The sequence below is a fragment of the Paenibacillus larvae subsp. larvae genome (assembly GCF_002003265.1).
GTDB lineage: Bacteria > Bacillota > Bacilli > Paenibacillales > NBRC-103111 > Paenibacillus_H > Paenibacillus_H larvae.
Genome location: NZ_CP019687.1, coordinates 3,222,275 through 3,235,586, shown reverse-complemented (window position 1 = coordinate 3,235,586; position 13,312 = coordinate 3,222,275). Strand labels below are relative to the sequence as shown.

Annotated in this window: 12 protein-coding genes and 1 pseudogene; 3 read left to right on the top strand and 10 right to left on the bottom strand. The window is 41.9% G+C overall.

What is annotated here, in order from left to right; genetic code table 11:
• Window positions 1–18 precede the first annotated feature (18 nt).
• The 10 genes and pseudogenes from BXP28_RS16800 to rpmH all read right to left on the bottom strand — a co-directional run bounded on the left by BXP28_RS16800 (window position 19) and on the right by rpmH (window position 9,810).
• A complete protein-coding gene (locus BXP28_RS16800) occupies window positions 19–879 on the bottom strand; it encodes a ParB/RepB/Spo0J family partition protein (protein WP_036655670.1) in 861 nt (286 codons plus the stop codon).
• Window positions 860–1,633 (bottom strand): ParA family protein, encoded by a 774-nt coding sequence (locus tag BXP28_RS16795; RefSeq protein WP_023482408.1) that lies wholly within the window; start codon window positions 1,631–1,633, stop codon window positions 860–862. The genes BXP28_RS16800 and BXP28_RS16795 overlap by 20 nt, the downstream gene beginning before the upstream one ends.
• A 609-nt stretch (window positions 1,634–2,242) precedes the next feature.
• Entirely contained in the window at window positions 2,243–3,070 is an 828-nt protein-coding gene (gene noc, locus BXP28_RS16790) for a nucleoid occlusion protein (protein ID WP_023482409.1), read from the bottom strand.
• 196 nt (window positions 3,071–3,266) lie between these two features.
• Window positions 3,267–3,994, bottom strand: a pseudogene (gene rsmG / locus BXP28_RS16785) (16S rRNA (guanine(527)-N(7))-methyltransferase RsmG).
• A gap of 5 nt (window positions 3,995–3,999) precedes the next feature.
• The gene (mnmG, locus tag BXP28_RS16780) at window positions 4,000–5,895 is read right to left on the bottom strand and encodes a tRNA uridine-5-carboxymethylaminomethyl(34) synthesis enzyme MnmG (RefSeq protein WP_023482411.1); all 1,896 of its coding nucleotides are present in this window, start codon (window positions 5,893–5,895) and stop codon (window positions 4,000–4,002) included.
• A gap of 23 nt (window positions 5,896–5,918) precedes the next feature.
• On the bottom strand, window positions 5,919–7,292 hold the full coding sequence (gene mnmE / locus BXP28_RS16775; RefSeq protein ID WP_040930523.1) for a tRNA uridine-5-carboxymethylaminomethyl(34) synthesis GTPase MnmE: 1,374 nt from the start codon (window positions 7,290–7,292) through the stop codon (window positions 5,919–5,921).
• A gap of 113 nt (window positions 7,293–7,405) precedes the next feature.
• Window positions 7,406–8,023: an RNA-binding cell elongation regulator Jag/EloR gene (gene jag, locus BXP28_RS16770; protein ID WP_023482413.1), complete on the bottom strand. Its 618-nt coding sequence runs from the start codon at window positions 8,021–8,023 to the stop codon at window positions 7,406–7,408.
• On the bottom strand, window positions 8,020–8,835 hold the full coding sequence (gene yidC / locus BXP28_RS16765) for a membrane protein insertase YidC (protein ID WP_023482414.1): 816 nt from the start codon (window positions 8,833–8,835) through the stop codon (window positions 8,020–8,022). The genes jag and yidC overlap by 4 nt, the downstream gene beginning before the upstream one ends.
• A gap of 230 nt (window positions 8,836–9,065) precedes the next feature.
• The gene (rnpA, locus tag BXP28_RS16760) at window positions 9,066–9,416 is read right to left on the bottom strand and encodes a ribonuclease P protein component (protein WP_077585139.1); all 351 of its coding nucleotides are present in this window, start codon (window positions 9,414–9,416) and stop codon (window positions 9,066–9,068) included.
• A 259-nt stretch (window positions 9,417–9,675) separates the two neighbouring features.
• Entirely contained in the window at window positions 9,676–9,810 is a 135-nt protein-coding gene (rpmH, locus tag BXP28_RS16755) for a 50S ribosomal protein L34 (protein ID WP_024095536.1), read from the bottom strand.
• Between the two features lie 536 nt (window positions 9,811–10,346).
• Here rpmH and dnaA point away from each other — a divergent pair.
• The 3 genes from dnaA to yaaA all read left to right on the top strand — a co-directional run bounded on the left by dnaA (window position 10,347) and on the right by yaaA (window position 13,305).
• Window positions 10,347–11,678 (top strand): chromosomal replication initiator protein DnaA, encoded by a 1,332-nt coding sequence (gene dnaA / locus BXP28_RS16750; protein ID WP_437435892.1) that lies wholly within the window; start codon window positions 10,347–10,349, stop codon window positions 11,676–11,678.
• A 251-nt stretch (window positions 11,679–11,929) separates the two neighbouring features.
• A complete protein-coding gene (dnaN, locus tag BXP28_RS16745; protein ID WP_023482417.1) occupies window positions 11,930–13,072 on the top strand; it encodes a DNA polymerase III subunit beta in 1,143 nt (380 codons plus the stop codon).
• Window positions 13,073–13,089: 17 nt separating this feature from the next.
• Entirely contained in the window at window positions 13,090–13,305 is a 216-nt protein-coding gene (gene yaaA / locus BXP28_RS16740) for a S4 domain-containing protein YaaA (protein WP_023482418.1), read from the top strand.
• Window positions 13,306–13,312: the final 7 nt, after the last annotated feature.

The following is a 13,312-nucleotide window of genomic DNA, read 5'->3' as shown; positions in this document are numbered from 1 at the left end:
TAGGGGATGCTATAGGGATCAAACGGAAGAGACCTTTCCTTGAAGCATATCAAGCAAACGTTCCAAATCATCGTTGGAATAATACAGAAGCTCAATCTTACCCTTATTCTTTTGATGTTTTATTTTTACAGTTGTCCGGTACACGTCTCTAAGCTGATCTTCCACTTGTTGGATGTACGGATCTCTTTTTTTATCTTTTGATTTTTTCTTTGCATTACCGCTATTCCCTTCCAATTTTTTGATTTCTTCTTCCAGTTGTCTTACACTCCATTGCTCCCTAATGCAAGCATCGGCTAGAATCTGTTTTTTCTGATTATCTTTAACCCCTACGATTGCCCTTGCATGGCCCATGGAAAGCGTTCCACGTGAAACATGCTGTTTGATTGAATCCGGGAGAGTCAATAATCGAAGGAAATTGGCAATATGAGAACGACTTTTCCCAACCTTGGCTGATAATTCCTCTTGCGTAAGTGAAAATTGATCGATAATGGCCTGATAGGCAATCGCTATTTCCAAAGCATTTAAATCTTCCCGCTGCACGTTTTCAATTAGGGCGATTTCCATTACCTGCTGATCGCTAAACTTTTTGACTACAGCCGGGATCGATTTTAAGCCACAAGCTTGAGAAGCCCGGAACCTGCGTTCCCCCGCAATAATTTCATAACCTTTCAGTACACTGCGTACAATGATTGGTTGAATGACCCCATGCTCTTTGATGGAGGCAGCAAGTTCTTGTATACCGTCTTCATTGAATGATTTACGTGGTTGATACGGGTTTGCTCTTAGCTTGGATAATGGAATTTCTATCACTTTATCATCATCCTCAATATCCATGGACGGAAGTAAAGCATCCAGACCTCTACCTAGCCGTTTGCTCAAGACTGATCACTTCCTTTGCAAGCTCTAAATATACTCCTGCTCCTTTGGAACGGGGGTCATATGTAATAATCGACTGCCCGTGACTCGGCGCTTCACTTAAACGAACGTTTCTTGGAATAATTGTCTGGTACACTTTTTGCTGAAAATATTTTTTCACTTCTTCAATAACTTGGATACCTAAATTAGTTCTTGCATCAAACATGGTCAGAAGAACCCCTTCAATTTGAAGAGTGGTATTAAGGTGTTTTTGCACCAGTCTTACCGTGTTTAATAACTGGCTAAGCCCTTCCAAAGCGTAGTATTCACATTGAATCGGAATAATAACGGAATCTGCTGCCGTTAAGGAATTTACAGTAAGGATACCGAGAGAAGGAGGACAATCAATTAGAATATAGTCATAGTTATGTTTTAATAATTGAAGAGACTTTTTTAAACGGACTTCTCTTGAAATGGTAGGAACCAATTCAATTTCCGCTCCCGCCAGTTGAATTGTAGCGGGAATAATGCTCAGGTTAGGGATTTTAGTTTCCACTGCTGCATCTTTCGGGTGAATATCATTAATGAGCACATCATAAATGCAATACTCCACATCTGCTTTGTTAATGCCTATACCGCTTGTCGTATTCCCTTGGGGATCAATGTCAACCAGAAGCACCTTTTTACCGAGGGAAGCAAGACATGCTCCCAAATTTACAGATGTGGTTGTTTTTCCAACCCCACCCTTCTGGTTTGTTATGGCAATTATTTTGCACAAAGTCAGTTCACCTCTATTAATAGTCTCTCAAATAAACATAGAAGAGAATAGTATTAGTTTATCATATCCTTGTCCCAGTTCAAAAGGAACTTGATATTTAATTTCCATTTTCCACCGACTATCTCCTTCTTTTTTTGCTTCTTTTCTATTTCAATCCATTTCATGAAATCATAGGCGGATAATTTTCATCGTTACTGTCAAGATCAGGTTTTACACAGATCTCTAAGTTATTGACACCGTACATATTAGTCCTCAAACTTATTTTAATACCGGTTCAATCAATTATGCAAAAATGCAATCAAGGAAATAAACCATATCAATAAAATAAAAAAACGGCTTGCGCCGTTTCGAACGTGTAGAGAAAGTATATCCAAAGAAAGGGGAAAGGTTTTGCTTCGGTACTGTTCATTCCAGGGGATCTGAAAAGGAAATTTTGCCGTAATTCCTCGGAATGAAGGGCGCACGCTGCCGCTCTACAGCGAAAACCTTTTACCTGTAGACGATGAATTCGTAGACTTTCTCGACAGTCTGAAAACAGCTTGCGCCGTTTTATTGGTTTAGACGGAAGTATGTCATAATAAATGTAGTAAAAAGGTTAACTTCCCTTTTTTAACGTTGTTTTGGTATTTTAATCACGATTTCATAATGATCCTCGAAATCTTGTTCAGCCGTATCAATATGAAGTCCGGAGTTCGCCACCATTTCCACTGATTGGCGAATCGTGTTTAATGCCAACCGTACATCCTTTGTATATGAAACTCTTTTTCTAGTTTTCTTCTGCTCTTTGTTAGCTTCCTTGATAAATTGAACTCGCATTTCCGTTTGCTTTACATTCAATTCTTTATCTATGATTTCGGACAATAATTTTTCCTGTTGCTCAGGCTTATCTAAGGAAAGCAGTGCACGCGCATGTCTCTCTGTAATACTTCTGTCCATCAAAGCCTGTTTAACAGGTTCGCTTAAGTTGAGCAAACGGATTTTATTGGCAATAGTTGATTGGCTTTTTCCTAATCGTTGGGCCAAGCTTTCTTGAGTAAGATGATGCATTTCCATTAACTGCTGGTAAGCAGATGCTTCCTCTATAGCCGTCAATCCTTCACGTTGAAGATTCTCGATTAAGGCAATAGAAGCTGCCTGGGAATCATTAAATTCGCGAATAATCGCCGGAATAGTATCCATTCCCAGTTTCTTTACTGCTCTTAGTCTGCGTTCTCCGGCAATCAGCTCAAATGTATTATTTCTAACACGTACAACAATAGGCTGAATAACCCCATGGGTCCGAATCGTCTGACAAAGCTCATCAATACGTTCATCATCAAAAACTGTTCTTGGTTGATACGGACTAGGGATAATATTATTTACAGGTATATGCTTAACCTCGTCGGTAGACGATGAACGATCCGTAAAACCAAAAAACTTAGAAAGTTGTTCTTTCATAGATTAAGTGACCACCCAATTCTTCTCCAAGTATTTGCGTTACCATGAAGAAATCAATTTTCAAACAGAGACCCCCTGTTGATCCCATCCCCCAGTTAGAAGAATCTATTACTAGTATTCTCTATACAAGCAGAATCTCCTGCCAAAAAATCCTTGTTTGTGAAAAAACGGGAATGTTCCACGTGAAACACAAGTACTACAATTTGACTAATGGATTTTTCACAGGTGTCCCTGCTTTACGAGGGTATTTCTTCGGCGTAGGACCTTCCTTTTTAATTTGGACAAAATGACGAACCGAATGCTCAATAGGTAGTTCCATCCGATCTAACTTCACAAATTCGGCTTTCAGTTCTTTTAAACTGTAAGCCGCTTCTTTCATTTCATTCTCTGTTTCCGACCCCTTCATGGAAATAAAAAACCCCCCGGTTTTGTAAATGGAAGGCACAATTCATTTAATACAGCCAGCCTTGCTACCGCCCTGGCTGTTACAAGATCATATCTATCACGGTGAGACTCCAACCTTCCGGCATCCTCCGCCCTGCTGTGAACACATTCGACTTCCTTAAGCCCCAACTTGTCTATTAACTGGCGTAAAAATAAGATACGTTTATTTAACGAATCAACGATAGTAAGTTGAAGATGCGGAAACATAATTTTCAGAGGTATACCGGGAAAACCCGCTCCTGATCCGATATCCGCCATCCTCTCCACCTTATTCATATCTTTGAAAAATGACAAAGACAATGAATCGTAAAAATGCTTTACGTACACTTGTTCCCGTCCGGTAATAGCAGTGAGGTTCATCTTCTCGTTCCATTCCACAAGTTCTTGATAGTAATACTCAAATTGCTGCAGCTGCTGGTCCGAAACGGAGATCCCTTGGTTCCTAAGAAGTACTGTAAACTGTTGTTGTACCTGGTCCATATTCTTTACCCTCTTCGCGCAGCAGTTACTTGATTATAGTGTTCCAGATAAACAAGCAGAATGGAAATATCCGCAGGTGATACTCCGGAAATACGAGAAGCCTGGCCAATGGAGATAGGTCTGATTTTGGCTAACTTTTGTTTGGCCTCTGTAGCTATACCATGTATTTCTTCATACACAATATCATCCGGAATCAATTTCTTTTCCATCTTCTTAAGGCGCTCAACTTGAGCTAATTGTTTCTCACTATATCCGGAATATTTGATCTGAATCTCTACCTGTTCCTTCATCTCCCCATCTAACTCCAGAGGCGAAGGAGACATTTGTTCAATATGGCTGTACATAATTTGGGGCCTTCTTAGAAGGGACAACAAGTCCACCGCATTATTTAACTGGACAGTCCCCGCTTCTGCAAGAAGATCTTGAATGAAAGCTTCCGGTCGCACCTTGGTTGTTCTAAGCCTTTCAATTTCCTGTTCGACCTTCCCCTTCTTATTCAGGAAAGCCTGGTACCTTTCTTCCGTAATTAGACCTATTTCATATCCAATAGGGGTTAATCTTAAATCTGCATTATCATGCCTTAGCAGCAACCGGTACTCAGCACGGGATGTTAATAAACGATACGGTTCATTGGTACCTTTGGTTACAAGATCGTCGATAAGAACCCCAATATACCCTTCCGACCGGTCCAGAATAATGGGTTCTTTACCTTGTACCTTCCGCGCCGCGTTAATCCCGGCCATAATCCCTTGACCCGCCGCCTCTTCATATCCGGATGTTCCGTTAATTTGTCCAGCGGTAAATAATCCTTCAACCAGCTTGGTTTCAAGTGTGGGTTTTAATTGGGTTGGTATTACGGCATCATACTCAATGGCATAACCTGTTCTCATCATTTCTACACACTCAAGACCCGGGATTGTCCGAAGCATACTCAACTGGACATCTTCAGGCATACTGGTGGATAATCCTTGCACATAATATTCCGAAGTATATCTGCCTTCCGGTTCAAGGAAAATCTGGTGTTTCGGCTTATCAGCAAAACGGACGATTTTATCTTCAATAGAAGGGCAATACCGTGGGCCGGTACCCTCAATAACTCCTGAAAACATGGGAGCCCGATGCAAATTTTCCGTAATCAGTTCCTGCGTTTCCGCAGAGGTATAGGTTAGCCAGCATGGAAGCTGTTCTTCTTTCACCGGTTCTCTGGTTTCATATGAGAAAAACTCAGGCTCCGCATCTCCCGGCTGAATTTCTGTCTTGGAAAAGTCAATGGATTCCTTATGCACACGGGGAGGTGTTCCTGTTTTGAAGCGGACCAGTTCAAATCCCAAATTACGTAGCGATTCCGATAGTTTAATGGAAGGCTGCTGATTATTAGGACCACTCTCGTACATCAGTTCTCCCATAATTACTTTACCCCGCAGGTAGGTTCCTGTTGTTAAAACAATTGCTTTGCCGTAATATTCAGCGCCTGATTTGGTAATTACCCCTTTGCAGACACCGGCCTCTACGATCAGTTCTTCCACCATTCCCTGCCTCATCGTCAGGTTAGGTTGTTTTTCTATTGTTTCTTTCATGGTTTGCTGATACAGAAATTTGTCGGCCTGAGCACGCAAGGCATGAACAGCGGGTCCTTTTCCTGTATTCAGCATCCGCATTTGAATATAAGTTTTATCTATGTTGCGCCCCATTTCACCCCCGAGGGCATCAATCTCTCTTACTACATGGCCCTTCGCAGGACCTCCAATGGACGGATTGCAGGGCATGAACGCTACCATATCAAGATTAATGGTAAGCAATAAAGTGCTGCATCCCATACGGGCCGCGGCTAATGCTGATTCACACCCTGCATGGCCAGCTCCGATGACAATCACATCGTATTCACCAGCTTGAAATCCCATTATTGTCGCCTCCTTTATGTGAATTATTTTCCTAAACAGAACTGAGAGAAAATCTGGTCAATTAAAGACTCCGCCACGGAATCCCCGATTATCTCACCCAGCTGCTCCCAAGCAGCACGTAAATCAATCTGAATCATATCAATTGGAACGCCGTTCTCATTGGCTTCAATCGCATCCTGCAAAGACTGTTTAGCCTGCTTCAGCAGATGGATATGACGAACATTGCTTACATAATTCATATCCCCGCTCTCCAGCCTTCCTTCAAAGAACAAACCGGAGATAGCCTTTTCCAGATCCTCAAGGCCTTTTTGCTGGATAAGAGAAAGCTTAACCACTTGTTCCTTCGGATATAAATTGCAGATGTCTTCCAGATGTAAACCTAACGGTAAATCCGTTTTATTAAGAATAATCAGGGTCTGTCTATCCTTCAGTTGGGACAACAGTCGGAGCTCCTCTTCCTCCAACGGCTCACTGCTGTTTAGAACGAGCAAAATCAAATCGGCCTCGGACAAAGCAGAACGTGATCTTTCCACACCAATTTGTTCCACAACATCAGTCGTTTCCCGAATACCTGCTGTATCCAGCAGTTTGAGCGGAATTCCCCCAACATTGACATACTCTTCAATAACATCACGAGTAGTTCCAGGAATATCAGTCACAATAGCACGATTCTCCTGGGCAAGTGCATTCATCAAAGAAGATTTTCCTACATTCGGTTTACCTACTATAGCCGTCACGATACCTTCTCTCAGAATTTTCCCCTGCTGAGCTGTATGAAGCAAGAAATCTATCTCCTGAATACCTTTATTACATTTATCCAGAATAAGCGCGTGCGTCATTTCAGCTACATCATGTTCCGGATAATCAATATTTACTTCAACATGTGCCATTAATTCAACCAGTTCCTGGCGAATTTTCCGGATTCGTTTTGACAGAATACCATCTACCTGTTTGAGCGCAATCTGAAAAGCCCGGTCCGATTTGGCCCGGATCAGGTCGATCACGGCTTCTGCCTGCGTTAAATCGATCCGTCCGTTTAAGAATGCTCTTTTTGTAAATTCTCCAGGTTCGGCCAGACGTGCACCCTGATCCAAAAGCAGATCCAATACTTTCTTAACGGATACGATCCCCCCATGGCAGCTTACTTCCACAACATCTTCAGTTGTGAAGGACCGGGGTGCCCGCATTACCGTTACAAGCACTTCTTCCACTTTATGTCCATCGGTATCCACGATATGCCCATAGTGAACCGTATGGGTCTCCGCCTCAGTCAGTGGAGTACGTGACTTGAATATTTTGTTCACAATTGCAATGGATTCGTCTCCACTCACCCGAATAACCGATATCCCTCCCTCACCAAGTGGTGTAGAGATTGCCGCAATTGTTTCTTTTAGCATAAAAAACACCTCGCACGGTTTAACGGGAAGCCAATTTTTTAAAAATCAGCGAAAGGCCCCCAAGGATGAAAAAAAGCAATGACGCCCGGACTTGCAGGGTCATTGCAGAATGGTTATCTCAAAGCAATTACGACTCTACGATTAGGCTCGTCACCTTTACTGTAAGTCTTGACGCTTGGATCATTTTGCAGCACGGTATGAATGATTTTACGTTCTTGAGCATTCATTGGCTCAAGCACAACCTCCCTCTTCGTCCTTACGACCCTCGAAGCAAGGCGATGAGCCAAATCCTTCAGCGTCTTTTTTCTGCGGTCGCGGAAGTTTTCCGCATCCAGAACAATACGCACATGCGAAGAGGAATACCGGTTGGCTACAATGTTAGTTAAGTATTGCAGGGCATCCAGAGTTTGTCCTCTTTTTCCGATTAAAATTCCAAGTTCAGAACCCTGCAGGTTAAATAAAGCACCGTCTTTATTTCTAGTGTGGTCAATTGTTACCGATACATGCATGGAGCGGAACAATTCCTCTAAGAAAGAAATCGCTTCTTCTACGGCATCAGGGATATATTCGAGTTCTACCTTCGCGTCTTTGGAGCCGATAAGTCCAAACAACCCCTTGCTTGGCTGTTCCAATACGTGAACATTGACCCGATCCTCTGTAGTATTCAACTGAATCAGTCCAGCTCTCACTGCATCTTCAATTGTTTTGCCAGTAGCGACTACTTTTTTCATTTAGATCGGCCACCCTTATTTTGTTGTGAATTTTTCTTACCTTTTGGCTTACTTTCGTTTGCAATTGCTTCGGCAGCAGCCTCATCCTTTTTCTTTCTATTATCTCTTCCGTACAAGAAGTAATTTTGAGCAATGGTAAACAAGTTGCTGTATATCCAATAGAGCGGTAATGCGGATGCAAAGCTCATGGACATGACGAAAATTAGAACCGGGAAAATGAACAGCATGGATTTCATCTGCTGATTCATTTGGGCAGACATCGTTTTCTGTTGGAGATACGTAGTAATTGCTGCAATAAGCGGAAGGATATAATAGTCGTCCTTCGCCCCTAATTGCAACCATAGAAATGTATGCTCACGAATCGCATCATTTCTCATGATGGCCTGGTAAAGTGCAATCAGGATTGGCATCTGAATCAAGAGAGGCAAGCATCCTGCCAACGGATTGACTCCATGCTGCTGGAACAGCTTCATAGTCTCTTCCTGCTGCTTTTGAGGATTATCTTTGTATTTTTGCTGCAGCTTTTTGATTTCAGGCTGAATTTCCTGCATACGCTTGGAACTTCTATACTGTTTTAGAGTTAGCGGCAAAACGATAAAACGGATAATGATCGTCAGGATCAAAATTGAAATACCGTAGGAATTACCGAACACACCAGCAAACCAATCAAGGGACCAAGATAACGGATATATAAAATACTTGGTAAAGAACCCCCCATTTACTGGATCAATAGGTTGGTTAGGGCTGCTACAACCGGCCAATAACAAGAATAAAAGAAGCAGCGGAGTTATTTTATAGAATCGACGAATCAAAACAGGGTCCTCCTAATATTCATTTCCATTCTAAACTATACCATAATCTGTGCTGACAAGGAAACAAGATCAGTCCGTGTTTTTCCGTATTTCTTTTGAAAGAAACGACTTCATAATTCCTGAAATTCGCCTTATCTTGGAACCCGAACCCTACTCTCTTTAAAAACGAAACCTTTTTCCTCTTCAAAGTATCCGGATGCTGCAAGATAACAGTTCGGTTCAACCTGGGGCTATGATTTCTTGACTTTTAAAAAAGAGGCCTTTCTAAACACATGAAATAAGCTTTTTTCTAGTTCCTTATAATTCATCTCGGCACAAGGCTTGCGAACAATAATAATGTAGTCATACCCACCTGTTATACGGTCTATATTTAAACGGACGATTTCCTTAATTACTCTTCGTAAACGGTTACGAACAACAGCATTCCCTACCTTTTTGCTGATAGAGAGCCCGAGGCGGAATTCCCCCTGCCTGGTCTTCGGCAGATAGTATAATACAAACTGATGGTTAGCTACTGATTTCCCGTACCGGTATACCTTGTGAAAATCTTCCCTCTTCGCTAATCGATATTTTTTTTCCACAGAAAAAGCACTCCAAACAAAGCCTCACTCTCGAAACGAGGTTTACGGTCTTCCTATTATCTTGAGCTGTTTCCTTCTACTTTAATCGTCAATTTAAGAAAAAAAGCTTCTTTAACGAAGCTCTTTTTCATGTGCTGCTCATTAAGAGTTCCAACCAAGAGGCAACCTTTCCGGAAACAACCTACTTGTAAAAGATAAGAAGGGGTATGCCCCTCCCTAAACTTAAGTAAAAAAAAGCCACCTCTAAGTGGCCTATCGATTAAGCACTTAATACTTTTCTTCCTTTTTGACGGCGAGCGCTTAATACTTTGCGGCCGTTCTTTGTGCTCATTCTTGCACGGAATCCGTGATTTTTCTTACGTTTTCTGTTGTTTGGGTTAAAAGTTGGACGCATCTATATGCACCTCCTCTGAGGATTTCACCCTGAAAATTTCTTTTTACATTAAATCATTTCCACCTCCAAAAGTCAATACCATACAGCTGTGGACAAGGTTGCTACGGCCGCAAGGGAGTAGTCCAGGAAACCATCATAACCGTTTTTTTCCGGAACAAGTTGTGCACAAGTTCTGACACGTTTTTTACGAATGTTGTCGAAAATGAACAGATTATCAACAATATGTAGTGGTGTTGACAAAAAATATACACAAGGTATTGAAATTGTGGATAAAATCAAACAATACATTGATAAATCAGGGTCCTTTTGATAATATATTTAGTGTTTCTGTTGTGGATATTCTCCAACACGTCTTCGAATTATCAACAACCTGTGGATAAGGTTGTGAACAATTTTCCCTCTGCTCGGATATGTCTCCTCTTGATATTCTGATTATTGTGGATAAAAACGACAAGTTTATGTGTAATCTGACATGCATTGAGATGACATGGCTAGAGCCACAATTTTTTTTATCTTTTTAAAGGAGTGAATCAGCTGTGGAAAGCCATAACCCCGACCTATGGCAACAAGTGCTGTCTATTATACAGACGAAACTTAGCAAGCCTAGCTTTGATACTTGGTTAAAATCGACAAGAGCCACCGTCTTTACTGATACGTATGTGGTTATTTGTGCTCCTAATAACTTTGCCAAAGAGTGGCTGGAGAGCCGCTATGCCAAAATGATCAGCAGCACCATCTATGAATTTTTGGGAAAGCAGGTCGAGATCAAATTCATTGTTGAGTCCGAAGAAGACCAGGTTAACCCAGTACCTGAGGCTGTACCTGATATCCCGAAAGGACCTGCTTTAGGGCAGGAAGAAAACTACAGTAACATGATGAATTCCCGCTATACATTCGATACATTCGTTATTGGCCAAGGCAACAGGTTCGCGCATGCCGCATCCCTGGCTGTTGCCGAAGCGCCCGCCAAAGCCTATAATCCCCTATTTTTATATGGAGGCGTAGGGCTTGGCAAAACACATTTGATGCATGCCATTGGACACTATGTACTAGAACATAACCCGGAAGCCAGAGTACTCTACATCTCGTCCGAAAAATTCACCAACGAGTTTATCAATGCGGTCCGTGACAATCGCGGTGAAGATTTCCGTAATAAATACCGAACGATCGATGTCCTTCTAATAGATGATATTCAGTTTATCTCCGGAAAAGAAGGAACCCAGGAAGAATTTTTCCATACATTCAACGCGCTCCATGAGGAAGGCAAGCAAATTATCATATCCAGCGACCGGCCGCCGAAGGAAATTCCCACTTTGGAAGACCGGTTGAGATCCCGCTTTGAATGGGGACTTATAACGGATATTCAGCCACCGGATCTGGAGACACGGATTGCCATTCTGCGCAAAAAGGCAAAGGCAGAAAACCTGGAAATTCCAAACGAAGCCATGCTGTATATTGCCAATCAGATTGACACCAATATCCGGGAATTGGAAGGCGCTTTGATACGTGTAGTGGCCTATTCCTCTTTGATCAACCAGGATATTACTACTCATTTGGCTGCTGAAGCGCTTAAGGATATCATTCCTTCCAGCAGACCCAGGGTTATAACCATACAAGATATTCAGCAGAAAGTCGGAGAGTTTTACGGTCTTAAGCTGGAGGACTTCAAAGCCAGAAAAAGAACGAAGGCCGTAGCCTTTCCAAGGCAGGTGGCCATGTACCTGTCTAGAGAATTAACCGATTTTTCACTACCGAAGATTGGGGATGCGTTCGGGGGCGTGACCATACAACGGTTATTCATGCTCACGAGAAAATTTCAGAAGCGGTCAAGAAAGATCAGGAACTGTATAAAATCATTCAATCGATAACAGAAAAAATTAAAACGCCTATGTAAGGTTAAGAACTTATAAACACACTAAAAAGTTATGCACTTCTCTTATATTGTTAACAAAAGCCTATGCACAATCTATTCACATGTGGATAGGCTTGCTTTTTACGGGTTTTCTTCACATATCCACATATTCAGACTCCCTACGACTATTACTAATAAATTCTTTATTATTGTATGATAAAATATATATGCGTTCTCCCGAGAAATAAGAACCACAGGAGTGAAAATATGAAATTAACCATTTTGAAAAATTATTTAACGGAATCCATTCAGCATGTGTCCAAAGCTATTTCAAGCAAAACAACCATTCCTATCTTGACCGGTATTAAAATTGACGCCGCCACTTCGGGTGTTACATTGACAGCAAGCGATACGGACATTTCCATTCAGAGTTTTACTCCCAATGAGAACGAGGAAATCGCAATTATAGAGCTGCATCAACCAGGGAGCGTAGTGCTTCCTGCCAAATTTTTTATGGAAATTATCCGTAAGCTTCCTTCTCAAAAAATTGAAATTGAAGTACGGGATCATTTTCAAACGATTATCCGTTCCGGTTCTTCCGAGATTCAAATTATGGGATTGGATCCCGAAGAATATCCCCTTCTTCCACAGCTGGAAGAAAGCAAAATGATCCAAATTCCAAGCGATTTGCTTAAGACAATGATTAAGCAAACTTCCTTTGCCGTATCAACAAATGAAACAACACCAATACTAACGGGTGTACTTTGGCATGTTCAGGACGGCAAACTCAAATTTATCGCCTGTGACCGTCATCGTTTGGCCAGCCGGGAAATAAGCCTGGACCTGGATGTGGCCCAAACCTTTCATAACATTGTCATTTCCGGCAGAACCTTGAATGAACTCAGCAAAATTCTGCCTGATCAGAATGCACTGATTGATATCCTAGTTTCTGATAACCAAGTACTTTTCAAGATAAACTCGATCTTATTCTATTCCAGAATCCTGGACGGCACTTATCCGGATACCTCCAAGCTGATCCCGCAATCGTTCCAAACGGAACTTATAGTGAATACCAAAGAGCTGGCGGATGCAATTGACAGGGCCTACCTCCTTTCCAGAGAGGATAAAACCAATATCGTCAAGCTTATTATGCTGGAAGATGAGACTATTGAAATATCCTCCAGTTCTTCCGAATTGGGAAAAGTGACGGAACAGTTAAGTCTGCAATCTTTCAAAGGAGAGCGTCTCCGTATTTCCTTTAACTCGAAATATATGCTGGATGCCTTGAAAGTAATGGATAGTGATTATATTCAAATAGGATTTACCGGTGCTATGCAACCGATTATCATTAAACCGGAAGATCAGGCAAATATTTTGCAGCTGATTCTTCCTTACCGTACAACGAATTAACGGACGAAGGAGATCTCATGAAGAAAGTAACGATTCGCACCGAATACATCACACTCGGACAATTTTTGAAACTGGCGGATGTCATTGATACTGGGGGACAAGCTAAAGCTTTTCTCCAGGAAACCGCCATTACCGTCAATGGAGAACCTGAGAACCGCAGAGGCAAAAAGCTGGTGTCTGGCGACCAGATCCGCATCGAGGGTCACGGTTCCTTTAAAATTGGACATGTGTGAGGGTGCA

What these genes read in the sequence shown, in the direction of transcription:
- noc (WP_023482409.1), bottom strand. Translation starts at nt 3,070, where the DNA reads ATGAAAGAACAACTTTCTAAGTTTTTTGGTTTTACGGATCGTTCATCG.
- mnmG (WP_023482411.1), bottom strand. Translation starts at nt 5,895, where the DNA reads ATGGGATTTCAAGCTGGTGAATACGATGTGATTGTCATCGGAGCTGGC.
- mnmE (WP_040930523.1), bottom strand. Translation starts at nt 7,292, where the DNA reads ATGCTAAAAGAAACAATTGCGGCAATCTCTACACCACTTGGTGAGGGA.
- jag (WP_023482413.1), bottom strand. Translation starts at nt 8,023, where the DNA reads ATGAAAAAAGTAGTCGCTACTGGCAAAACAATTGAAGATGCAGTGAGA.
- rpmH (WP_024095536.1), bottom strand. Translation starts at nt 9,810, where the DNA reads ATGCGTCCAACTTTTAACCCAAACAACAGAAAACGTAAGAAAAATCAC.
- dnaN (WP_023482417.1), top strand. Translation starts at nt 11,930, where the DNA reads ATGAAATTAACCATTTTGAAAAATTATTTAACGGAATCCATTCAGCAT.
- yaaA (WP_023482418.1), top strand. Translation starts at nt 13,090, where the DNA reads ATGAAGAAAGTAACGATTCGCACCGAATACATCACACTCGGACAATTT.